At 43.3% G+C, this 23,072-nt stretch carries 19 protein-coding genes; 11 read left to right on the top strand and 8 right to left on the bottom strand.

The features are described 5' to 3' along the window. Positions 1–126 precede the first annotated feature (126 nt). The 4 genes from L4D74_RS16930 to L4D74_RS16915 form a co-directional block, all read right to left on the bottom strand. The gene (locus L4D74_RS16930) at positions 127–1,488 is read right to left on the bottom strand and encodes an L-serine ammonia-lyase (protein WP_428753472.1); all 1,362 of its coding nucleotides are present in this window, start codon (positions 1,486–1,488) and stop codon (positions 127–129) included. A gap of 87 nt (positions 1,489–1,575) precedes the next feature. Beyond that, a complete protein-coding gene (locus L4D74_RS16925; protein WP_428753470.1) occupies positions 1,576–2,826 on the bottom strand; it encodes an aromatic amino acid transport family protein in 1,251 nt (416 codons plus the stop codon). A 252-nt stretch (positions 2,827–3,078) separates the two neighbouring features. Continuing rightward, positions 3,079–3,672: a CoA pyrophosphatase gene (locus L4D74_RS16920; RefSeq protein WP_428753469.1), complete on the bottom strand. Its 594-nt coding sequence runs from the start codon at positions 3,670–3,672 to the stop codon at positions 3,079–3,081. A 6-nt stretch (positions 3,673–3,678) separates the two neighbouring features. Further along, positions 3,679–4,014: an Hpt domain-containing protein gene (locus tag L4D74_RS16915; protein ID WP_428753467.1), complete on the bottom strand. Its 336-nt coding sequence runs from the start codon at positions 4,012–4,014 to the stop codon at positions 3,679–3,681. A gap of 332 nt (positions 4,015–4,346) precedes the next feature. Here L4D74_RS16915 and L4D74_RS16910 point away from each other — a divergent pair, with 332 nt between their 5' ends. Then, positions 4,347–5,231 (top strand): sigma-70 family RNA polymerase sigma factor, encoded by an 885-nt coding sequence (locus tag L4D74_RS16910; RefSeq protein ID WP_428753465.1) that lies wholly within the window; start codon positions 4,347–4,349, stop codon positions 5,229–5,231. Between the two features lie 39 nt (positions 5,232–5,270). Here the strand turns inward: L4D74_RS16910 and L4D74_RS16905 are convergent, their stop codons facing one another. Together L4D74_RS16905 and L4D74_RS16900 are read right to left on the bottom strand one after the other, a co-directional pair. Beyond that, positions 5,271–5,633: a hypothetical protein gene (locus L4D74_RS16905; protein ID WP_428753464.1), complete on the bottom strand. Its 363-nt coding sequence runs from the start codon at positions 5,631–5,633 to the stop codon at positions 5,271–5,273. A 99-nt stretch (positions 5,634–5,732) separates the two neighbouring features. Further along, entirely contained in the window at positions 5,733–6,107 is a 375-nt protein-coding gene (locus L4D74_RS16900) for a hypothetical protein (protein ID WP_428753463.1), read from the bottom strand. A gap of 292 nt (positions 6,108–6,399) precedes the next feature. Here L4D74_RS16900 and L4D74_RS16895 point away from each other — a divergent pair, with 292 nt between their 5' ends. The 4 genes from L4D74_RS16895 (at position 6,400) to L4D74_RS16880 (ending at position 12,206) form a co-directional block, all read left to right on the top strand. Further along, positions 6,400–8,379, top strand: coding sequence for an EAL domain-containing protein (locus L4D74_RS16895; RefSeq protein ID WP_428753462.1), 1,980 nt, complete (start codon positions 6,400–6,402; stop codon positions 8,377–8,379). A gap of 148 nt (positions 8,380–8,527) precedes the next feature. After that, positions 8,528–9,835 (top strand): hypothetical protein, encoded by a 1,308-nt coding sequence (locus L4D74_RS16890; protein WP_428753459.1) that lies wholly within the window; start codon positions 8,528–8,530, stop codon positions 9,833–9,835. Positions 9,836–9,959: 124 nt separating this feature from the next. After that, positions 9,960–10,499 carry a heme NO-binding domain-containing protein gene (locus tag L4D74_RS16885; RefSeq protein WP_428753458.1) on the top strand — a complete coding sequence of 180 codons (540 nt, stop codon included), beginning with the start codon at positions 9,960–9,962 and terminating at the stop codon, positions 10,497–10,499. Positions 10,500–10,511: 12 nt separating this feature from the next. Next, positions 10,512–12,206 carry an ATP-binding protein gene (locus tag L4D74_RS16880; RefSeq protein WP_428753456.1) on the top strand — a complete coding sequence of 565 codons (1,695 nt, stop codon included), beginning with the start codon at positions 10,512–10,514 and terminating at the stop codon, positions 12,204–12,206. Positions 12,207–12,274: 68 nt separating this feature from the next. Here L4D74_RS16880 and pabB read toward each other — a convergent pair whose 3' ends face one another. Continuing rightward, the gene (gene pabB, locus L4D74_RS16875; protein ID WP_428753454.1) at positions 12,275–13,669 is read right to left on the bottom strand and encodes an aminodeoxychorismate synthase component 1; all 1,395 of its coding nucleotides are present in this window, start codon (positions 13,667–13,669) and stop codon (positions 12,275–12,277) included. Positions 13,670–13,857: 188 nt separating this feature from the next. Here pabB and L4D74_RS16870 point away from each other — a divergent pair, with 188 nt between their 5' ends. From L4D74_RS16870 to L4D74_RS16855, 4 genes are all read left to right on the top strand, one after another. Next, positions 13,858–15,378, top strand: coding sequence for a fumarate hydratase (locus L4D74_RS16870; protein ID WP_428753452.1), 1,521 nt, complete (start codon positions 13,858–13,860; stop codon positions 15,376–15,378). A 94-nt stretch (positions 15,379–15,472) separates the two neighbouring features. Continuing rightward, positions 15,473–15,658: a hypothetical protein gene (locus tag L4D74_RS16865; protein WP_428753451.1), complete on the top strand. Its 186-nt coding sequence runs from the start codon at positions 15,473–15,475 to the stop codon at positions 15,656–15,658. Between the two features lie 131 nt (positions 15,659–15,789). Next, positions 15,790–17,163, top strand: coding sequence for a YcjX family GTP-binding protein (locus L4D74_RS16860; protein WP_428753450.1), 1,374 nt, complete (start codon positions 15,790–15,792; stop codon positions 17,161–17,163). Continuing rightward, positions 17,160–18,179, top strand: coding sequence for a YcjF family protein (locus tag L4D74_RS16855; protein ID WP_428753449.1), 1,020 nt, complete (start codon positions 17,160–17,162; stop codon positions 18,177–18,179). Before L4D74_RS16860 ends, L4D74_RS16855 begins: the two co-directional genes overlap by 4 nt. Positions 18,180–18,316: 137 nt before the next feature. Here L4D74_RS16855 and L4D74_RS16850 read toward each other — a convergent pair whose 3' ends face one another. Then, positions 18,317–19,687: an L-serine ammonia-lyase gene (locus L4D74_RS16850; RefSeq protein WP_428753447.1), complete on the bottom strand. Its 1,371-nt coding sequence runs from the start codon at positions 19,685–19,687 to the stop codon at positions 18,317–18,319. A 328-nt stretch (positions 19,688–20,015) separates the two neighbouring features. On the opposite strand from L4D74_RS16850, the gene zwf reads away from it, so the two are divergent. Then, a complete protein-coding gene (zwf, locus tag L4D74_RS16845; RefSeq protein WP_428753446.1) occupies positions 20,016–21,518 on the top strand; it encodes a glucose-6-phosphate dehydrogenase in 1,503 nt (500 codons plus the stop codon). A gap of 101 nt (positions 21,519–21,619) precedes the next feature. Beyond that, on the top strand, positions 21,620–23,068 hold the full coding sequence (gnd, locus tag L4D74_RS16840; protein ID WP_265676690.1) for a decarboxylating NADP(+)-dependent phosphogluconate dehydrogenase: 1,449 nt from the start codon (positions 21,620–21,622) through the stop codon (positions 23,066–23,068). Positions 23,069–23,072 lie beyond the last annotated feature (4 nt).

Genomic DNA, 23,072 nt, shown 5'->3' with positions numbered 1-23,072 from the left:
ATGGTAGGGAAGGAGAGTAGTAAACACGCCTTCTTAAAGCATTATAAACGAATAGAGCTGCTATTAATTTGAAAAAACCGAAGCGAATGCTTCGGTTTTTTTGTTTTTGCTTATCGGTTGCTTGATTTAGCACACAACTTTGATTGCTAGCCCACCTTGAGAGGTTTCACGGTACTTAGCATTCATGTCTTTCCCGGTTTCAAGCATCGTCTCAATCACTTTGTCCAAAGAGACACGTGGTGCAGAGGCACGACGAAGTGCCATGCGAGTTGAGTTAATCGCTTTAACCGCAGCAATGCCGTTACGCTCAATACATGGTACCTGCACTTGACCAGCAACAGGGTCACAAGTTAGCCCTAGGTTGTGTTCCATCGCGATTTCTGCAGCCATACATACTTGCTCTGGACTTCCACCCATCAGTTCTGCAAGACCCGCAGCTGCCATAGAGCAAGCCACTCCCACTTCACCCTGACAGCCAACCTCAGCGCCAGAAATAGAAGCGTTTTGCTTATAAAGACCACCTACCGCGCCAGAAGCAGCAAAGTAGCGAATGTAGTCTTTCTCTGTCACGGTTTGGATGAACTTATCGTAGTAAGCAAGTACTGCTGGGATGATGCCACAAGCACCATTGGTTGGAGCGGTCACTACACGACCACCAGCTGCATTTTCTTCGTTTACTGCAAATGCGTACATGTTCACCCAGTCTACAACAGCCATTGGATCGGTCGTTGTTTTTTCAGAGGTGATTAACTGCTGACGTAATGCAGATGCGCGACGAGGTACTCGCAATGGACCCGGTAAAATACCTTCGGTATTCATACCGCGCTCCATACACTCACGCATGGTTTTCCAAATGTTAGCAAAGTAGGTACGAACCTCGTCATCAGAATACATAGCATGTTCATTTGCCATGACAAGCGTACTGATAGATAAGCCATGCTCTTTACATTGATTCACCAGCTCTTCAGCGGTGTTAAATTCGTACGGCGCTTTGATTGCTGATGTTTCTTCTTTGCCGAAGTGTTCTTCGTCGACAATGAAACCACCGCCAATCGAGTAGTATGTTTTTGAGTAAGCCACTTCTTCATCTATCCAAGCATGAATTTGCATGCCATTTTCGTGGAGTGATAAGTTTGAAGAGTGGAAGTTCATTCCGCCATCGCGTGGAAATGACACAGTATGGCAGTGCATGCCAACTGGAAGACGTTCAGTTTCTTCTACGCGCGCAATAAAATTTGGAATCGAGTCGATATCTACCTTTTCAGGTGAGTTACCAGCTAAGCCCATAATAATCGCGATATCTGTGTGGTGACCTTTCCCTGTCAGTGATAGTGATCCATAAACATCTACGGTAATTTTGGTGATGTCGCGTAGTTTGCCCATTGAACGTAAGTCATCAATAAACTCTTTACCAGCCTTCATTGGACCCACAGTGTGAGAGCTTGAAGGACCAACACCAATTTTATAGATATCGAAAACACTGATCATACTGATTTACCTCTAGCAAAGCCCCCTCGAGTGAGGAGGCTTATCTTATTGTTATAGGTTGTTTGTTTTTTTAATTGATGGAGTCAATTAAAAAGCGCCGTAGATTACAGAAGTAATTGCCGCAATACCACAAACTGCTGTAAAAATTTGTACAGGAGCAGAGGTTTTCAACTTAGCCATTGCTGGTACTTTACGCATTGCAAACACAGGCATTAGGAACAGGATAGCCGCAATCATTGGTGCGCCCATTGTTTCAATCATGCCAAGGATGCTTGGGTTGATGATAGAAACAATCCAAGTTGTGATAACGATGAATAGCAAAGATGCTTTTTCAAGTTTCTTAACTGGCATAGCAGAGCGAGATTTACCTAAGCCTACCAAACCTTCATGAGCACCTAGGAAGTGACCAAAGTAGCTTGATGTAATTGCAGCAAAAGCAACGATTGGACCAAGGTAAGAAATCAGAGGAGATTCATGAACGTTCGCTAAGTATGATAGCACGCTGATGTTTTGCTCTTGTGCTGTCGCAAGTTGCTCTGGTGAAAGAGACAATACAACAGAGAATACGAAGAACATAACAAAGCCCATTAGCATTGTCGCTGCACCACCAGTAATCATGTCTGTTTTCTTAACGGCATCTTCACCATAGACACGACGTTGTTCTTTAGAGAACTGGCTGATAATAGGGCTGTGGTTGAATGAGAATACAATGATAGGGATTGCAAGCCAGATAACTGCTGGCATTGAGCCCCAGTCTGGACTAACGCTAACCATTGAAGTATTCCAATCAGGGATTAGGTAAAGTGAAAGAGCAAGTAGGATAGCAACCAGTGGGTATACCATCACTGACGTTGCTTTTAGCATCAGCTCTTTACCAAATACCACACCACATGTCATTGCTGCGATTAAGCAACCAGACAGCAACCAGCGCGGGATAGATTCCATACCCATTTGGTTTACTAGGAATGAGTCTACTGTGTTAGTGATACCCACACCGTAGATTAGAACGATAGGGTAGATGGCGAAAAAGTAAGCGAAGGTGATAAGGTTTGCGCCAGTTTTACCGAAGTGTTCTTCTACCGTATCAGTAATATCTGCATCAGGGTTTTTAGCTGAAAGTACAAAACGCGCTAAGCTTTTGTGCGCGAACCAAGTCATTGGAGCTGCAATTAGCGCTAAGATAACTAATGGCCAAAAGCCACCAGCACCCGCTTTAATTGGTAAGAATAGTACACCGGCACCAACTGCAGTACCGAAAAGTGATAGAGCCCAAGTGAAATCTTTATAATTCCACTTAGTTGAAGTGCGGCTTGTAGCCGTAGAAGTTGAAGTAGTCATTAAGTTTTACTCATTTTGGGAACAGGAAATAAGTCGGGAGGAGTTTGCAACGTTTTTGCGTGTAAAAATTAGATCTAGGTCATGGTTTGGTTGGGTCTATTCATTGTACTGATTAATTCGTTAATTGGCTCACGTTTTTTGTGTGCTACAGATTAGTTTACCTATGTCTGTTATTAGAATAACTAATCCGAAGTGATGTAAACGATTACTTTTTGTTGCAAGGAAGTGTGTTAGTTGTGTCGGTGGGTAGCGTTAGTGTTGCAGGAGTTGAGTTTGCAAACTTTGAATAATTTGTGCGGTGACGCCCCATATGAAGTGGGATTGGTATGGAATCGCCAATACGCGATGTTTTTCACCTTTAATATTGAAGCGGTGCGTCGTCATGTTGCTCGTCTTGGCCAGAAACTCCAATGGCACTTCAAACAGATAATCCACTTCATTTCTGTCAAGTTTAGGTTGGTAGTTCGGATCAATAAATGCAATAACTGGTGTGATTTGGAAACGAGTAATAGTGAGAAGCTCAGGTAAATCACCTACGATTTCGACTTCGTTATGTAAAATTCCGACTTCTTCTTTGGCTTCTCTTAACGCGGTGAAGTGAACATTGGCATCACTGGGCTCTACTTTTCCTCCGGGGAAGCTAATTTGTCCGGGGTGGTGCTTAAGGTGAGCGGCTCTTTTTGTCAAAATGACCTGTAGCCGCCCTTGCCGCTCGACCAAACCAATAAGCACACTTGCGGATCGAAGTGACAAGTGCTGAATATGAGCTGAGCGTTGTTTAGACTCTGGGTGATAGTCCGATAACTGATGAAGCTGAAAGCGTTGTAGGAATTCGAGTCGTGTCATTGTGCCTTACGCTACCGAAGCTAAATAATCATTAATTTGATTTTTTATCACCTGCATCTCTGCAACCACAAAATTAATGTCATCGGCATTAGGAGACTCATTATTGCGAGTCGTCCCTTCAATGGCTTCAAGTTTGTCTACTGCCTTAGTTTCACCGAAACTGGCGAGAATACCTTTTAAAGAGTGTGCAGTGATAAATAGCTCACTCCAGTTTTGAGTCTGATAGAGATGCTGTACTGTTTCTGCGCCATTTTCATGTTCTTCCATAAAGGCCATAAACACGGCTGCGATGATGTCTTCGTCATTATCCATATAGCTACGTAATACTTCGAAATCAATCATTCTAAGGTCCTTCTACGATTGGGTAAGGGTACTCAAATCTGGTTTACGTTTATTTTTCAAATTCATACAGTACAAAATAGTACAGCTATTGAGAAAATGAAAATAGAAACTGTCTTAACTTATAAAAACGCTACATTATCTAAACTCGTTAGTTTTTCAGTGTCATTATCTAGTACTTTACTACTAAATTTTCTACTAATTGACTTGATCTTTGGTATTAAACTTTGATGCTTTGATTAAACCTGCCTATGCTTATCTGTGCGGCATTTCTTACAAATAATTAACAATTTTAATCATTGGAATTGATGCCTAGATGCAAAAAGGAGCATGTTATGGGTACACGGATAGAAGGTTCAAGTCCAAAAAATACAGGTAAGGACTATAACGAAAAAAGTATCGACTTTTACTCTAGGTACATTAGCGATGTTGTGGGTATTGATTTGCTCACACCTGAGCAGGAATTTCATTATGCAACATTGGCGCGAAGAGGCGAGAAATCTGCACGAGACGTGTTGATTGAATCTAACTTAAGACTTGTCGTGAAAATAGCAAGAGGGTACACCAAGCGGGGGTTGAGCAATCATACAATCTTAGATCTCATTGAAGAAGGCAACCTAGGATTAATGAAAGCGGTAGACAAGTTTGACCCAGATAAAGGGTTTCGCTTTAGTACCTACGCTGTGTGGTGGATCCGAGAAAGCATTGAATCTTCTTTGATGAATACGGGGAGAACGGTTCGATTGCCTGTTCATGTTATCAAAGAAATTAATCGCCTGTCTAAGCAAACGAATCAAATGAGTGCTGATTTAAAGCGTGCCCCCTCTGTTAAAGAAATTGCTGTTCAAGCGGATAAGTCGCAAAATCATATTAGTGAGTTGATCCACATGAGTGGTTTTATCGAATCCAGCTCTTCGGTGGATACGATCGATAAAGCGTATTTGTCACTGGATAACTGTCGTTCAGAGGCAATACCTGAGCCTTATGAGGTTTGCTATGACGAAAAGTTACTTAATAATCTCGAGCAAGTTATCATGACATTACCAGAGAAGTATAAAGACATAGTCATTCACCGCTTTGGATTGTTTGGTAAAGAAACACTTACGTTAGATGCGCTAGGTGAGAAATATGGTTTATCGAAAGAGCGAGTGCGACAATTGCAGCAAGAAGGTGTTGCTAAGCTCCAAAATAAACTTAAGTTTGATGGTTGGATTAACTAGCGATCAACTAAGACAAAGCATGATAGCTTTCGGGCTTTGCTACTGTACTGAGTAATTTCCTTTTGAATTGGATAGCAGTCTTAGCAGTCGCTCCTTACTTGTAGACGGTTTCATCGTCGTCAAGATACGTTGGAAAGCCGCTTGATAGACTCTATTTTTTAGTACTGTCAGCAAGGTGTTCTCTAGTTTCGTCAAGCGAGCGCTTTCGCTTTGGTTATTGCCCCCTTTACTGTTTACGTTGATCAAAGGCTGATAAGCACTGTCATACCATGCAGACAGCATTTCTCTCATCTCAATTTCTTCAAGTGGTATGTCTGCATGATTCAACTCACGATCAGTAGGAGGGAGTTGAGTATACTGAGTGTCTAGCTTGTCTGTAACGAATTTATACATAAAAATCATACGGTTGACCTTTTAATGTAATACTAACATGCCATCATTAAGGCTTCTATTGATATTGTTGTTATTAGTGCTCGCTCTCACAAAAGCGACAAATAAGTGTCACAGTTGAATATTACGGTCGATTATTGCTGAACCTTGTGAGTGTTTATTGAGCAAGTAGGTAAGGTAGCGGCATTCAAGTGAATCGCGATCCCACATTGAAATGACGCGCTTTACCGCAAAAAAGTACGCTTTGTATTTCACTAATGTATTTAGTGTACGTGTCAGACGCTCAAATGTTGTTTTGCTATCAAGGAACGTTGTTTGCAACTGCATTGAGTGCTGAAGGGGCACAAATCCAGTCTCATACCAGCATACTAAGATATCCCGAATTTCAATTTCCTCTTCCGGAACCTCTCTTCTACTTAAAGTCCTTGATGGAGGGGGGGAAACATAATGATCGTCATATATATCAGATACATAAATGTAACTCATTATATGTTCTCGTTCAGTTTGGGATAACACTAAACTAGGAGTGTTTTTCCTTGATTCAAGGTTGTTATTGATAAAGTTGAATTAAGTTAACAGAACGGGACGAAGTTCACATAGTTCAATAAGGTGCAAATATTGGAATGCAGCCAGTCGAAGGAGAGAATATAGAACGATTGGAATAAGGGGGCTTGATTATTGGTACATTTTTCCTAGTTTGAAAATAGGCTTATTCAACTGCATGCAATATCGTATATAGACCACATCATATGTGTTGTGAATTTATGAGAGAGACGTCATGGTATCGACTACAAAGGCTAGAGAGAAAATATTCTGGACTGAGGTGTTATCCGATATGGCTTATGTCATATCGACGGCGGATTTCTGGCAGAAGTTGCTATCACATCCACATGACGGAGCTAACGACTATGTACAAACGCCGCCACTAGAAACCATTAACCAACTGCTTCGTTTGGTGCGAAATGTGGAGTTTAGCGGTAAGCCGGAGGCCTTATCGGTATCGCTACAAACTTCGGAAGGTCAAGTATTGATCATCAAGTTTGAAGTCTATTTAGTACTGGATGGCAAGGTTAAGGGCTGCGCTACCGTACTTTCAAAAACGATTGATTATATCAGCGTACTCACCCTTATTGATCAGCTGTTAGATGAACGAATGGGGGGGGTGATGATCACCAATCATCACCATGACGTTATTTTTGTTAATGAAACGCTGTGCCAGCAGCATTCGGTGTCCGCTATTACAATGTTGGGACACAACATAACCGATATCAGCTTATTTCATCAAAATCGCGCACATCTAGAGGCGTTTAAACGCGCAATTACTTGCAGTGATAAATGGCAAGGTGCGATGGCTACGCGATCCAAAGAAAATAAAACAATGCTAGAGATGGTGAATGTACGACAAGTTCAATTAGCGAACTCTCAGAGTTTGTATATTTATACCTTTCGCACTGACTTTGACCTTCGATTTATCAGCGCACCATCAAGTGAAGGTCGTGATATCGCCAAGCGTGTACTGGATGAGGCTTCTTTTCGTAAAAAAGCGCAGAGCTTGTCATTGCGAGCAGAAAAATTTGTCGTGTTGGCTTTTCAGCCAAACTTTTATTCAGGCCTTGAAGAAGCGTCACGCAATAAAGTGTTGCTCGCATTGAGCGATTTTTATAATAAAGAGAGCTTTGGGTATTTAGGCAACAATACGTTTCTAGTGCTGATTCGAATCAGAAGCACCGATGGGCAAAGCTTACAGACGATAAACACCAGCGTCGGACAATTTCTTGCAGGTCTAAGAGCTTATCTAGAAGATCATTTAATTAATGATATCTCTGAAGGGAAAATTGGTGTTGCTTTGTATGGAGGGAATGAATTTAGCGTTGACGAAGTCATTTCTCAGTCACTGCAAGCTATGTATGTTCATGATGTGGGAGCGAGTAATGTTAACTTTTATGATGAAGCACTCGTTAAAGCAAACATTAGAAGAAAAAACTTGGAACGCTTGTTAATCAGCGCAATCCAAAATAAGGAAATAGATGTCTACTTTCAACCAATTGTCGACTTGGCCACAGGCAAAGTGGCTAAATTGGAAGCCTTATGCCGTTTTAGATTCGAAGGAATAGAATATTCTGTTCAGGAGCTCATTCATTTAGCCGAAGACCTGAAGCTTATCTCTGAGCTTGATTTGATCGTGGCTGAACGAGCGATTACTGAAATGTTACAGATACAAGTGGCAAGAACAGAACCGTTGTCGATCTCACTAAATTGCTCACTTGCAGAATCAGGTGAGTACTCTGATCATCTTCATGACCTTTTTGATTTAATCAATTCGTCGTTGATTAGTAATGATCATGTCACGATTGAAATTACAGAGACGTCCTATTTTACCAATAATAGTAAAAACGCGACTTTGATTGAAACTATTCGCTCTTCAGGGGTGAAAATTGCTGTCGATGACTTTGGAACAGGGAATGCGTCATTTTCATATTTTAGTGATTTTGATTTTGATGAGTTGAAAATTGATAAAAAATTCATTTCAAATATTCAAAATACCAAACAAAAGTACTTTGCTGTTAAAATGTTAGGGCAGCTTTCACATGACTTAGACATTAAGGTTGTTGCCGAGGGGGTAGAGACAGAGGCTGAACTGGAAGTTCTAAAAAATATTGGTATTGATTATATTCAAGGCTACTTGTTTTATCGACCAATGACACCGCAGCAGGTGGCGAAGTTACTCGCACGGCCGACAGAGGAGGCGATGTGCTGATATGAATAGACACGCATCACCTCCTCAGTCACTTAACACAACGGTTTTCAGCCCCGTGGCTAAACTCGCGTGTGGCTTATTGATTTTTTCAGACACTTATCTTTGTGCTCAATGCCCTGCGTTAAATGGATTGTCTCCAGAGTTAGTATTGAGCGATAATTTAGATGGCGTAGTTAAGGATTTCGGTTGCGGAATTTACGGCTTTATTCCTTCGGCGAGCTTTAATGGCAGCGTTTATCTACGCTGTATGGTGGAGGGCATACCAATAAGAGTTAAGTGCCGTCTCAGTCATCAGACAAATATCACTATTCCTGAACAATTTAGTCGTACCCATGCACAGCGCCCCACCTTTTCTTATTCAATATTAAGTGATAATTCAGTATTTATTTCTAAACAGCAGCTTACCGATGCGTTAGGAATAGTACCCTCAGCTAACAATGTTTTGCGTATTATTTCTATATCGACAAACTCTTTAGGTTATGTCGTTAAGCAAACTGACCAGTATTGCGTTGTCTTCCAAGAAAATCCGCAGAGCAGCAGGCCGCAGCGTTGTTCTTTAGACGTAACCGTGCTTGATGTAACACAGCAGACCGCTAGAAAGCAGACACTAATGATCGATGGTGCATTGTTTTCTAGCGTTATTCCACAGTGGTTTTTGTCATCCTCACTATCTAACCAGTATACGTTTGAACAGCAGCAATTGCTGGAGAACACCGGCCAATTATCCAGTCCGATTTTGCTTGTCGATGCGTTGTATTCGACCGCCACGCAAGCAATTTACTCACCGAAGCCCAATGGCTCTTTTGATATAGATTACGGAAGTTTAGGTGATAAGCATAAAGAGCTGCTTTTTTACAATATTTCAGACGCGGTTGCCGTGGTCGGTTTAGGCGTTGTGAAGCCGTTAAGGGATGCCTGGGACAATAGGCTCGCGCAGAAGGAAAAAATGAAGTGGTGTGCGATAGAGCTGAATCAGTCAGATCTTCTGCACGTCATTTCTCAACCTGATATCGCTGGCACAATAAGCACTATTCAGTTTGATTATTCCGATATGGTAGCAATGAAGAGACAAAGTAGTCACTTATTGCGGCTGACAACGTCTGATAATAGTCGAGGGATAGAGAAAGTATCAATATACCCAGACGATTCTTGTGGTACTGCGGGCTTATCATCGTTTGAATTGATTTTTATGCCCAATCTGGTTTATGAAAATTGTGTAACAAATAAAACAGACAATCATTGGCAGGTGAGTCGACGCGAAATTGAACAATTAGTTAGCCAGAGGACTCGTAAACGCATACAGCATGTTGGTGTGAGCTGCCGACAAGCTTTTATTACCGCAAATGACCTTAATCTGTGTTCGTTGTGGACTGCTGAGTCTAAAGAGCAAATGATGTTGAATTTAACACTTAGTTTTGATGATGGAACCGTAGGTTTTTCTTCCATTACAATTTAATAGTGACACGGTTTTAGCCATGCTATTGGTACCACAAGTATTGATTTATGGTGATAATCTTCTATTACTTTTATAACAAAGAAAGATAAACGACTTATTTCTATTGTAGGCAAGGAGAACGTAGATGAAGGGAATTATTTTTACTGAATTTATGGAGTTAGTCGAAGAGAAATTTGGCCTAGATGTTCTGGACGAGGTTCTTGAAATGTCAGGAGATGAGGGGGTATATACCTCAGTCGGTAGCTATGACCATCGAGACTTGGTCAAATTGATTGTTAATCTCAGTAAAAAAACCAATATCGATCCTGCCACACTACAACAAGTTTTCGGACAAACGGTCTTTAATGCTTTGTTGCGCTCATTACCGGATAATGCAGGGATCAATAACAGTAACTCTACGTTTCAATTTATTCGCCATGTAGAAAATTATATTCATGTTGAAGTAAAAAAGCTGTATGCCGATGCTCAGCCACCCAAGTTCCACTTTGTTAGCGAAAACGAATCAGAAATGGTCATGGATTATGAGAGTGCACGTTGTATGTCGCATGTTTGTTTGGGCTTAATCGAAGGGTGTGCGAATCATTTTGGAGAGAAAATCGAGGTCAATATGGCGCCACAAACAGACGACAACAGTGTGGTTCGGTTTCATTTGACCTTAGTTTAAGGCGTATATGTTATGCCTAGCCAAGCAGCAATCGAAAGAAAACTAAAACGCGAGAAGGCCGCCCGTCAGGCAGCCGAGAAGTTATTAGAAGAAAAAAGTCTTGAATTGTTTCATGCGAATCAAAAACTTGAGGTAGCGCTTAAGCAAGTCGAGCAGCGCTCGGAAGCGAGCTTCAAACGCTTGGAGATACAACAGCGTGTTGAAAAAATATTAATTTATTTTGGTCGGTTGTTTTTACGAACCAATATCGACGACGTGTTACTGCTTGATGTGGTAGGGCAACTTGATGAAATATCTGAGAGTATAAAATGCTCTATAACATTAACCCCCGGCATTTTACCGTCGCTAAAGTTAAGCGCCTATGTTTCTGGTACTCCTAAAGTCATACCTGAAGGGGATGCGAACATTAACGCAAGTATCCCCATTGAGATCGAACAAAAGAAAATAGGGTCAATTAACCTGCTTGTGTCGCAATCCTCAGTCGATATGGGCTTTGTTCATAGCCAAATGTCGTTGGTTGGAGAACTACTTTCTAGTTCAATTTATCGAAATTTGATTAACCTTCGTTTAGTTGAATCAAAAGAGCGTGCAGAAGCATCTGAGCGGGCAACTCGAGAGTTTTTAGCAATGATCAACCATGAGCTTAGAACGCCACTTAATGGGTTGTTAGGTAGTGTGGAGCTATTAGCCGATACCGCGCTGACAGATTCTCAACGAGACCTTCATCAAAATTTAAGTCAATCTGGGTTAATGCTGCGAACGATTATTAATGATCTCCTCGATTTCAGTAAGATTAATGCGGGGATGTTAGAGCTCATTGATTCAGAGTTTCGTTGGCATAGTATCAATACAATGTTGCAAAGCATCTTTGAACATAAAACGGCCGAGAAACAACTGAAGTTTAGTATCGACGCACAATGCTTAGATGACAAAATCATTTGTGCCGATCAAGAACGTATGACTCAAGTACTGGTCAATTTATTGGGCAATGCTGTCAAGTTTACTGATCGCGGACAAGTGCGTTTGAGCATTGAGGAAGAGAAAGGGAATTACGTATTCCGTGTTGCTGATACTGGCATTGGTATTAGTGAAGCCGCGCAAAAAAAGCTATTTCAGCCATTTACTCAAGCTGACCGGTCAAGTTCAAGAAATTATGAAGGCACTGGGTTAGGTTTGGCGATTTGCAAGCGCTTAGTCGAATTAATGGGTGGCAGTATCTCACTTCATAGTGAGTTAGGTGTTGGAACTGTCTTTAACGTTAGCTTGCCATTAAAGGTTGAGGCGACGGAAACACATTCGAAAAGGTCGGAAAACAGTGCGGCAGCGCCCGTTGATTTATCTACCATGAAAGTACTGGTCGTTGATGATATTAAGCTTAATCAGGTCATCATCACTAAGATGTTAAGTAAATTTGACATTTCCCCTGACGTTGCAGTCAATGGCGTTGAAGCGCTTGACTACGTAAAGGAGCAACAGTACGACCTTATCTTTATGGACTGCCGGATGCCAGTTATGGATGGGTTTGAAGCAACGCGAATATTGCGTTCAAAACACTATCAAAAACCTATTGTTGCATTGACCGCGGGTACTACCCGAGAAGAACGACAGACCTGTTTTGATGTGGGTATGGACGATATTTTGTCCAAACCCTACACCGCAAAGGACCTCGTGAAAACGCTGACGAAATGGAGCTCAAACTTGGCTTAACCTTATTTAGAAAAACTAGTTTAGAACAACTTAGTCTAGAACAACCTAGTTTAAATTAATTTCGTCGGCTACAAAATAGGCAGAATTTTAGCGAGCTTATCAAAGGTTTCTTGATACTCGGCTTCGCATTGGCTATCGGCGACAATACCACCACCCGCCCAAGCATGAAGTTTACCGTTATAAGCGGCTAACGTTCTAATGGTAATACTCGTATCCATCACGCCATGAGCGCTGATATAGCCAATACTGCCGCAGTATATATGCCGACGGTGAGGTTCCAATTCTTCAATTATTTCCATCGCCCGAATTTTAGGCGCACCGGTAATTGACCCCCCGGGAAAGCTCGCTCTTAATAGGTCAATGGCGTTGAATTTGTCATCTAGCGTAGCAGTAATTGTGCTCACCAAGTGATGAACGGCAGGGAAGCTCTCTATGGCAAACAGCTTGGGTACTTTAACGCTACCAGGTTGGGCGACGCGACCAATATCATTACGCAGCAAGTCCACGATCATCAAGTTTTCTGCTTGATCTTTTTCCGCACTCGCCAGTTCAATGGCATTCGCTTGGTCTAGTTGTGGATTAAGGCTACGTGGACGCGTCCCTTTGATTGGTTTGGTTTCAATTTGCTTGTCATTGACCAGAAGGAATCGTTCTGGTGAAACACTCAATACTGCAATGTCCTCTAGACGAATAAACGCGCTGAAAGGGGCTTTGTTTTGCTGGTCTAGTTGTAGAAAAGCGTGCCACTCATTACCTTGGTAGTCGGCTTGCCAGCGTTGGGCGAGGTTAATCTGGTAGCAGTCTCCGGCTTGAAGGTACTGCTGAACCGCGGAAAACTTTGTGGAGTAATCCACTTGGCACATATTGGTCTGCCAATCTGACGTTCGCACAAACGGCTCCACTGATGCGGGCTGCTGCGCTTGCAGCCATTGAAAATGGTCGTTGACGTTACGGCCAATGATCGCTGCTTCTTTGTCTTGATGATCGACAATCAGAGCCCACTCATAAATGCCTACCGCCATATCGGGCGCATGAATATCATGAAGCGATAACTCGGGAAGGTTTTCAACTCGTCGCCCTAGGTCATAGGCAAAGTAGCCTAGCGCCCCGCCTAGAAATGGCCATTTTGACTGGTATTCAATATGACCGATATGATCTTGGATTGCCTTGTCAACTAATACAAAAGGGTCTTGTTGACTGTGAGTACTAGATGTTTCCTGTCTTACGGTGCCAGCGTGTGCCACTGTGCCATGTGTTAACGTGGTGGTTAAACCGTGAGTCACTAATGTGGCGATTGGATTGCTGACGAGAATATCAAATCGGCCGTTTTCATGGGTCAATGATGAAGATTTGAGTAACATAGACCAAGGCTGAGATTCAATCTTAGCAAAGTAGTGCTTCGCAAGATCTTCTTGATAAGGAACGTCAAGGAATTGAATAGGTTGTACTTGTTTTGTATTCATTTGTGTAAATTGTGACAGAAACGTTGTCGCACACATGGCGCATAGAGGAAAGCAAGAGTATCATAATTTCACAATAAAAAGTCGGACAATTATCCTTGAATTTATTGGGGTTTAGCCTGGTTACCAACAAGGAAATCGCGCACTAGAAGTCCGTCCTATAGGAAGCAATTAGAATAAAGAGGTATTCAATGGCGATTATTCGTAAAGAAGACGTAATCAGTAGCGTCGCTGATGCATTGCAGTACATCTCGTACTATCACCCTCTCGATTTTGTTCAAGCGCTGGACAAAGCGTATCAAAAAGAAGAGAGCCAAGCGGCAAAAGATGCGATTGCACAGATTTTGATTAACTCTCGAATGTCTGCGGAAGGCCATCGACCAATTTGCCAAGATACGGGTATTGTGACGTGTTTTGTTAACATTGGTATGAATGTCCAATGGGAGTCGGATCTTACTGTTCAACAGATGGTCGATGAAGGGGTGCGACAAGCTTATACGAATCCAGATAACCCGTTGCGCGCTTCAGTTCTCGCAGATCCTGCGGGTAAGCGAATTAATACTAAAGACAACACACCCGCAGTAGTACACATAAATATGGTGCCGGGTGATAAAGTTGAAATTCAGATTGCGGCGAAAGGCGGCGGTTCCGAGAATAAAACGAAAATGGTAATGCTAAACCCATCGGATGATGTCGCTGAGTGGGTAGAGAAGACGCTGCCGACAATGGGCGCAGGTTGGTGTCCACCGGGTATGCTCGGAATAGGTATTGGTGGTACTGCCGAGAAAGCCGCGGTACTAGCCAAAGAATCGTTGATGGAGCACATCGACATTCAAGACCTTATTGATAAAGGTGCCGAGAACGCTGAAGAAGAACTTCGTCTCGATATTTTTAACCGTGTGAATAAGCTTGGCATTGGTGCGCAAGGTCTGGGCGGATTGACGACAGTTGTTGATGTTAAGATCAAAACCGCGCCGACGCATGCGGCATCTAAACCCGTTTGTCTTATTCCTAACTGTGCAGCAACGCGTCATGTTCATTTTACTCTTGATGGAAGTGGTCCTGCTGAACTAACACCACCGAAACTGGAAGAGTGGCCTGATATTACTTGGGAAGCGGGCGCAAATACGCGTCGCGTTAACTTAGATGAAGTCACCCAAGAAGACGTCCAAGAATGGAAGACAGGGGAGACGGTTCTGCTTTCTGGGAAAATTCTGACGGGTCGTGATGCCGCACATAAGCGTATTCAAGGAATGTTAGAAAGTGGTGAAGGCTTACCTGCTGGTGTGGACTTTAAAGGCAAATTTATTTATTACGTTGGCCCTGTTGACGCGGTAGGTGATGAAGCCGTTGGCCCTGCGGGACCGACAACATCGACGCGAATGGATAAGTTTACCGATATGATGCTCAATGAAACTGGCATCATGGGTATGATTGGTAAAGCGGAGCGAGGGCCTGCAACGGTTCAGTCCATTAAAGCGCACAAAGCCGTGTACTTGATGGCGGTCGGTGGGGCGGCTTATTTGGTGGCTAAAGCTATTAAGAAAGCGCGTGTTGTGGCTTTTGAAGATCTCGGTATGGAAGCCATTTATGAATTTGAAGTTGAGGATATGCCGGTTACGGTAGCGGTTGATTCGACGGGTGCAAATGCTCACCAGATCGGACCAGATACGTGGAAAGTCAAAATTGCTGAGGCTGAAAGAGCGTCATAGAAGAAAAATAATAAGAGAGTATGTGCAGACATACTCTCTTTTTTATCTATAATTCAGCAGTATACTGAAAAAAACAATGAAGGAGAGTGCGCGAATGCCTCGATTTATACAAATATTACAAATTGCAGTACTGCTCATCGTCGGTTTTTTTGTCGGCTACGATCTGATTCTTCATGGGGTAAGTATTTTTAATGAAAAATACGTGACCATGGTATGCGTACTCACCGCACTGCTTGAAATTGCCCTGTTCGTTATTTACAAGCTCATCGAAGACGATTAGCCCCGTCATGCGTTTATTGTACTCCTGATTATTACTAAAGCCCCTGAATAGTTTCAGGGGTTTTTTGTTCATGTTTCATTAATCTCGTATAGTGCATACTGCAATCTCGTTAATTATTTGGAGTTCGTTGAATGAACCGAATTGGTCAGGAAGTATCAGATCTTTTACATCGCAGCATGGACTCTCATGTGAGAATAGCGGTCACCGGTTTGTCTCGCGCGGGGAAAACCGCGTTCATTACTTCGTTAGTTAATCAATTACTTCACACATCGACTCATGACAACTTGCCTTTATTAGAGTGCGCACGCGATAAACGCTTGATTGGGGCTAAGCGAATGCCGCAATCAAATCTGATGGTTCCGCGTTTTGCTTACGATGAAGCGATGGTTCAACTGCATGGTACGCCACCAGATTGGCCAAAGCCGACAAGAGACGTAAGCGAAATACGTTTAGCGTTAAAATACAAGCCAGCAAAAGGCGCGAAACGGTTATTGAGTAAAACTTCAACACTGCACATAGATGTGATTGATTATCCGGGAGAGTGGTTGCTCGATTTACCTTTATTGGATATGACATTTGAGCAATGGAGTGATTTGCAATTTGAACACTTGAAAGGCGTTCGCTTGGAATGTGCACAAGCATGGTTAGCCACGTTAGAAGACTTTGATTTGAACGCACCAGCCAATGAAAAAAACATTGCTGAAGTCGCACACGTGTTTACTGACTATCTATTTGATTGTAAAAGTCGCGGCCTTCATTGGGTACAACCTGGGCGGTTTGTTTTACCAGGTGAGCTGCAAGGCGCGCCAGTACTGCAGTTTTTCCCATGTAAACATCCAGATGGAAAAGTGGTGAAAAATAGTAGCTATGACATGCTTCAACGCCGATACGAAGAGTACCAAAATAAGGTCGTGAAGCAGTTCTATAAAAATCACTTCGCAACCTTTGATCGTCAGATTGTGCTGGTGGATTGTTTACAGCCCTTAATGGCCGGAGATGAAGCCTTTCATGATATGAAAGACGCATTACAGCAAATTATGAAAAGTTTCCGTTATGGGCAAACTAACTTACTGCGTCGCATGTTTTCGTCTCGAATTGACAAGATTCTATTTGCCGCGACTAAGGCGGATCACGTTACACCCGAACAACACAATAATTTAGTGAGCCTACTGCAACAAATGGTTCACCCTGCGTGGCAAGAAACCGCGTTCGAAAATATTGATATGAACTGTATGAGTGTCGCATCGATTCGGGCGACTCAAGCGGGATTCGTAGGAAAGAGTGGTGAGAGTGTACCAGCGTTGAGAGGAACGAATCTCGATGGCGAGCCGATGACGCTTTATCCAGGGGACGTACCAGCTAAGTTGCCAAAGCCAGACTACTGGCAAACGAAGCAATTTGAGTTTACGTCATTTAGGCCGCTGGAAACTTCTGCGGATGAGCCATGTGGACACATTCGTATTGATAAAGCACTGCAGTATTTAATTGGAGATAAACTTCGATGAATGACCTAAAAGGGCGACAAGTATTTACAGAAGATGACAAGAAAGTTGATGTTGATTCTGACGTTACCAGTCAAACACTGTTTGAACCTCAAGAGACATTTGTACCGATAGTGTCAAGTGAGTCTTGTGAGAGCGAAGATAAAGAGTTAGAGCGAGTTATTAAAGGCAGTAGTAAAAAAGGCTGGGTCGCCACAACCTTGCTCGTGGCTTTTGCTGGGCTAGTGGGTTGGCAAGCGGTTGACAATGTAATAACTGCTGCGAACACAGGTGATTGGCTGTCATTGGGGTGGTCTGGTTTAATCACGGCTATTGCTACTCTAGGTATTGGTGCTTTAGGGAAAGAACTCTACAAACTGAGGAAGCTGAAAGATCATTTCTCGGTTCAAGAACAAGCGGAAAAGTTAATTGATAGTGATGGAGTTGGGCAGGGAGAAAAGTTCTGTCAACAATTAGCAGAGGAAGCGGGAATACAAGCCGAGCATCCCTCGTATGATCGCTGGAAAAACAGTGTTCATAGTGCCCATAGCGATGCTGAAGTACTGAATATGTATCAATCTATGGTGCTTAAAGAGCAAGATAAACAAGCACTCACGACGGTGTCGAAGTTGTCCGGAGAAGCCGCGCTGCTTGTGGCTTTAAGCCCGTTGGCAATCGCTGATATGCTGTTAATAGCATGGCGAAATTTCAAGATGATCGACAAACTGTCAGAAGTGTATGGTGTTGAACTTGGATACTGGTCTCGTTTAAAACTCTTCAAGTTAGTGTTAGTAAACATTGCGCTAGCGGGGGCAACGGAGCTAGCCATTGAATCGAGCGCTGATATTTTGTCACTAAATTTAGCGGAAAAGTTATCGGCAAGGGCGGGACAGGGGCTGGGTGTTGGTTTGATTACTGCTCGATTAGGGCTTAAAACCATCAGTTTAATGCGCCCGATACCGTTTCCGGTGGAAGAGAAGCCCAAGCTTGGATCAATTCGCAAGTCAGTGATGGCGAGTCTAAAAAACAAGCTAAGTTAACCATTTTCTGTTCTCGTGGCCGATGTGGCTAAACGTCTACCGAAACCAGGTCGTTTACAGTCTTAAGTGTCATTTAAAAAAGCCAGCTAGGCTTTAATCTAGCTGGCTTTTTCATTGTTTAGGCGTTCTGGACAACATTACTCGCAAGGCGGTGCAAGATGAATGAGAGCCAGCCCTCCTTGCGATGTCTCACGGTATTTCTTATGCATGTCTTTGCCCGTTTGGTACATAGTCTCGATAACTTTATCCAAAGAGATGAGGCATTTACTGGTGCGTTTTAACGCCATGCGAGAAGCATTAATGGCTTTCATTGCGCCCATAGCATTTCGTTCAATACACGGTACTTGAACCAACCCCCCAATAGGGTCACAAGTCATACCTAGAGAATGCTCCATCGCAATTTCTGCCGCGATACAAATTTGTTCGTTGCTGCCGCCTCGAAGTGCGGTCAATCCTGCTGCCGCCATTGATGAGGATACGCCAACTTCGCCTTGGCATCCTACTTCTGCGCCAGAAATAGAAGCGTTTGTCTTATAAAGAATACCGATGGCGCCAGATACCGCAAGGAAGTCTTTAAGCTGTTTCGTATCAAGCTCCTTGATGAAACGATGGTAGTACATCAAGACCGAAGGAATGACACCAGCCGCACCATTGGTTGGTGATGTGACAACTTGCCCGCCGGCGGCGTTTTCTTCGCTAACGGCGAAAGCGAATAGGTTAACCCAATCAAGTATTTCCATCGGGTCATTTTCAACTGCGGCATTGGCTTCGAGCTTTTTCAGTAAATTAGGCGCACGACGAGTAACGTTTAATCCACCATCCAAGATGCCTTCGGTTTCAAAGCCTCGCTCCATACAGCGAGTCATAACACGCCAAATTTGTTCCGTTTTGGCGTTAATAGCCTCCATATCCGTGAACGATACTTCGTTGCGGAGTATCATTCCGCCAAGACTTAAACCATTTTTTTCGGCTTGTTCCAGCATTTCGTCTGCACTAGAGAATGGAAATTCTACCTCAATGGTTTTGGTCTTTTTACCATGCTTAAGTTCATCTTCTGTTGCGATGAAACCGCCACCAATAGAATAGTAGGTCTCAAAAGCGAGGCGATCACCTTGCTCATTAAAGGCGGATATCGTCATACCATTTTCATGTAACGGAAGGTTCTCTTCATGAAAAAGAATGTCTTTTTTGAAGTTGAAGCCAATATCATGCTGACCGGAAAGGGATAATGTGCCTTCTTTAATCGCGGCGCGCATGGCCTCATTAGCACTGGTGATTTTAATGGTGTCTGGTTTGTTACCCAATAATCCGAGGATAGTTGCACGGTCAGTGTGGTGGCCAATACCAGTGAGTGAAAGTGACCCATACAAATCAACTTGAATTCGACTCACTCTGTCGAGGTCAGTTGCGAGGAGTTGAGTGAATTCGTACCCGGCGATCATCGGCCCATTAGTATGAGAGCTTGAGGGGCCGACACCGATTTTGTAGATTTCGAAAATTGAAAGCATATTGACTGTCTCACTGTTTCTTATAGCTATTCGTCGATTGACCTTTCTATTATATTGTTAAATTTTCTATTTTATTATTATTTGTTTGTAAATTTTGGCAATGGTTTGATTTTCCACTGTCATGGCGAATGAAGTCGTATGGAATATGCTGTTTTTAATGAGCCTAGTTTTATATGGTCAGTAAAACGTTTGCGTTATGGTGGTCGGATGTCATAAATTGAGTGAATTTGCCTATTATTTGGATAGGTAAAAGTTATTTTCTTTTTGTCTAGCACGCTGTTAACATTGCGTCCGCTAAACAACTGCCCCCATTGTCTAAGGAAAAAAGATGGTAATCCCTGAAAACAGCAGCATCGTTATTTTTGGTGCTTCGGGTGATCTGACTTATCGTAAGCTGATCCCTGCACTTTACCATTTGTTTGCCAGCAAACAGCTGCCAAAATCGTTCGCTATTCTTGGTGTAAGCCGCACAAAATACAGTGATGAGTCTTATCGAGAAAAGCTTAAAAAATCGCTACAAGAAATGGAGAAAACGGAACCCGAAACACTAGACGCGTTCTGTGACCACCTTCATTACCAAGCGATAGATACGTCTGATACTCAAGATTACGCAAAGCTGGCAACTCGTCTTGATGACGTAGCCAATCAATATGGTTTTGAACAACGTAATACGCTTTTCTATTTGGCGACTCCGCCAAGCCTTTACAGCATTATTCCTGCAAGTCTCGCAGCTCACGGTCTTAACAGTGAAGCAGATGGCTGGAAGCGTCTTATTATTGAAAAACCATTTGGTTACGATCTGGCTTCTGCTCGTCAATTGGATAAAGAGATTCATGAGCATTTTCAAGAGCATCAAATTTACCGTATTGACCACTATTTAGGTAAAGAAACGGTTCAGAACTTGTTGGTATTGCGTTTTTCAAATGCGATGTTTGAGCCGCTGTGGAACCATCAGTATGTGGACTATGTTGAGATCACTGGCGCAGAATTCCTTGGTGTAGAAGAGCGTGGCGGTTATTACGACGGCTCTGGCGCGGTTCGTGATATGTTCCAAAACCACTTGTTGCAGGTCTTGGCAATGGTGGGCATGGAGTCACCAGCACAAATTAACGCGGATGCTATCCGAAATGAGGTGGTTAAGGTACTTCAGTGTCTTCGTCCATTATCCGACGATGATCTACGTGACAACCTCGTATTAGGTCAGTATACCGAGTCTAATGTTCGCGGACAGTTCCTGCCTAGTTACCGAGATGAACATGGCGTGGCCGACGACTCAAGAACGGAAACGTATGTGGGCCTTAAAATGTTTATCGACAACTGGCGTTGGAATGGTGTGCCATTCTACGTTCGTTCTGGTAAGCGTTTGCCTACACGTGTGACAGAGGTGGTGATTCACTTTAAACAGACGCCACACCCTGTTTTTGGAAAAAATGCGCCGGAGAATAAGCTCATCATTCGTATTCAGCCAGATGAAGGCATTCAAATGAGTTTTGGCTTGAAAGAGCCCGGTGCTGGGTTTAACGCCAAAGAAGTGAAGATGAATTTCCACTACGCTTCATTGCAAGAGACTCAGATGCTAACCGCATACGAACGTTTATTGTTGGATGCGCTGAATGGTGATGCCACGCTATTTGCCCGCAGCGATGCCGTAGAAGCATGCTGGGAGTTTGTTCAGCCAATCTTAGATTATAAGCAGGGACCGCAAGCGTTGTATGGCTATGCATGTGGCACTTGGGGACCAAAAGAGTGCGACAAGTTATTGCATGACGACGGCCGAGCTTGGCGCTTCCCATGTAAAAACCTCACAGACACAGACTATTGTGAGCTGTAAACTTAAATAAAATTAACGATCAGAGCCGTTTGCTTTGGTTGTATGAAGTTAAATAAAACTTAATCGCAGCAAGTTAAGTTGCCGAATTGATGGAGAGAACGATGAAAGGTGATATTGGTGTTATTGGTTTGGCCGTAATGGGTCAGAACCTTATCCTAAACATGAACGATCACGGCTTTAAAGTTGTGGCGCATAACCGTACTGCTGCCAAAGTTGATGAATTTTTGCAAGGTCCTGCGAAAGGGACGAACATTGTTGGTGCTTACTCTCTAGAAGAGCTAGTTGAGAAGCTAGAAGCCCCACGTAAAGTGATGCTTATGGTCCGTGCTGGTGACGTTGTAGATACGTTCATCGAAAACCTAATCCCGCTTCTAGACAAAGGCGACATCATCATTGACGGTGGTAACACTAACTACCCAGATACCAACCGCCGCGTCGCGCATTGTCGTGAGAAAGGCATTCACTTTATCGGTACTGGTGTATCTGGTGGTGAAGAAGGTGCACGTTTTGGTCCTTCAATCATGCCAGGTGGTGCGGCTGAAGCTTGGGAAGCCGTTAAGCCAATCTTCCAAGGCATCTCTGCAAAAACAGATGCTGGCGAGCCTTGTTGTGACTGGGTTGGTAACGACGGTGCAGGTCACTTCGTGAAAATGGTTCACAATGGCATCGAATATGGTGACATGCAGCTTATCACGGAAGCATACCAGTTCATGAAAGATGGCCTAGGTATGTCTGCTGACGAGATGCAAGCTGTATTCGCGGACTGGAATAAGACTGAGCTAGACAGCTACCTAGTAGAAATCACGGCTGACATCCTTGGCTACAAAGATGAAGACGGTGAAGCTTTAGTTGAGAAGATCCTAGACACGGCAGGCCAAAAAGGTACTGGTAAGTGGACAGGCATTAACGCACTAGACCTAGGTATTCCTTTAACGCTTATCTCTGAGTCTGTATTCTCTCGTTGCCTATCTGCGCTGAAAGACCAACGTGTTGAAGCTGAAGCATTGTTCGAGAAGACAATCACTCCAGTTGAAGGTGATAAGCAAGAGTGGGTTGATGCACTTCGCCAAGCACTACTTGCTTCTAAAATCATCTCTTACGCTCAAGGTTTCATGCTAATGCGTGAAGCGTCAAACGAAAATGGTTGGGACCTAAACTACGGTAACGTAGCGCTTATGTGGCGTGGTGGTTGTATCATTCGCAGCGCATTCCTAGGTAACATCCGTGACGCGTACGAAGCGAACCCAGACATCGCATTCCTAGGTTCTGATGAGTACTTCAAGAACATCCTACAAAGCAGCCTAGCAGCGTGGCGTAAGGTTTCTGCGAAGTCACTAGAGTCTGGTATCCCAATGCCATGTACTATCTCTGCACTTTCGTTCCTAGACGGTTACACAACAGCTCGCTTGCCAGCTAACCTGCTACAAGCTCAACGTGACTACTTCGGTGCTCACACTTACGAGCGTACTGATCGTCCACGTGGTGAATTCTTCCACACAAACTGGACCGGTACTGGTGGCGATACAGCGTCAACTACCTACGACGTTTAATTGA

The sequence above is a fragment of the Vibrio cionasavignyae genome (genome assembly GCF_050337155.1).
Taxonomy (GTDB): domain Bacteria; phylum Pseudomonadota; class Gammaproteobacteria; order Enterobacterales; family Vibrionaceae; genus Vibrio; species Vibrio nomapromontoriensis.
Note: the sequence above shows the minus strand (reverse complement) of the source record. Positions and strands in the feature narration are given on the sequence as shown.

Excerpts from the sequence above, each read along its gene's own strand:
- L4D74_RS16930 (WP_428753472.1), bottom strand. The coding sequence starts at position 1,488 with ATGATCAGTGTTTTCGATATCTATAAAATTGGTGTTGGTCCTTCAAGC.
- L4D74_RS16925 (WP_428753470.1), bottom strand. The coding sequence starts at position 2,826 with ATGACTACTTCAACTTCTACGGCTACAAGCCGCACTTCAACTAAGTGG.
- L4D74_RS16920 (WP_428753469.1), bottom strand. The coding sequence starts at position 3,672 with ATGACACGACTCGAATTCCTACAACGCTTTCAGCTTCATCAGTTATCG.
- L4D74_RS16915 (WP_428753467.1), bottom strand. The coding sequence starts at position 4,014 with ATGATTGATTTCGAAGTATTACGTAGCTATATGGATAATGACGAAGAC.
- L4D74_RS16910 (WP_428753465.1), top strand. The coding sequence starts at position 4,347 with ATGGGTACACGGATAGAAGGTTCAAGTCCAAAAAATACAGGTAAGGAC.
- L4D74_RS16905 (WP_428753464.1), bottom strand. The coding sequence starts at position 5,633 with ATGATTTTTATGTATAAATTCGTTACAGACAAGCTAGACACTCAGTAT.
- L4D74_RS16900 (WP_428753463.1), bottom strand. The coding sequence starts at position 6,107 with ATGAGTTACATTTATGTATCTGATATATATGACGATCATTATGTTTCC.
- L4D74_RS16895 (WP_428753462.1), top strand. The coding sequence starts at position 6,400 with ATGGTATCGACTACAAAGGCTAGAGAGAAAATATTCTGGACTGAGGTG.
- L4D74_RS16885 (WP_428753458.1), top strand. The coding sequence starts at position 9,960 with ATGAAGGGAATTATTTTTACTGAATTTATGGAGTTAGTCGAAGAGAAA.
- L4D74_RS16880 (WP_428753456.1), top strand. The coding sequence starts at position 10,512 with ATGCCTAGCCAAGCAGCAATCGAAAGAAAACTAAAACGCGAGAAGGCC.
- pabB (WP_428753454.1), bottom strand. The coding sequence starts at position 13,669 with ATGAATACAAAACAAGTACAACCTATTCAATTCCTTGACGTTCCTTAT.
- L4D74_RS16870 (WP_428753452.1), top strand. The coding sequence starts at position 13,858 with ATGGCGATTATTCGTAAAGAAGACGTAATCAGTAGCGTCGCTGATGCA.
- L4D74_RS16865 (WP_428753451.1), top strand. The coding sequence starts at position 15,473 with ATGCCTCGATTTATACAAATATTACAAATTGCAGTACTGCTCATCGTC.
- L4D74_RS16860 (WP_428753450.1), top strand. The coding sequence starts at position 15,790 with ATGAACCGAATTGGTCAGGAAGTATCAGATCTTTTACATCGCAGCATG.
- L4D74_RS16855 (WP_428753449.1), top strand. The coding sequence starts at position 17,160 with ATGAATGACCTAAAAGGGCGACAAGTATTTACAGAAGATGACAAGAAA.
- L4D74_RS16850 (WP_428753447.1), bottom strand. The coding sequence starts at position 19,687 with ATGCTTTCAATTTTCGAAATCTACAAAATCGGTGTCGGCCCCTCAAGC.
- zwf (WP_428753446.1), top strand. The coding sequence starts at position 20,016 with ATGGTAATCCCTGAAAACAGCAGCATCGTTATTTTTGGTGCTTCGGGT.
- gnd (WP_265676690.1), top strand. The coding sequence starts at position 21,620 with ATGAAAGGTGATATTGGTGTTATTGGTTTGGCCGTAATGGGTCAGAAC.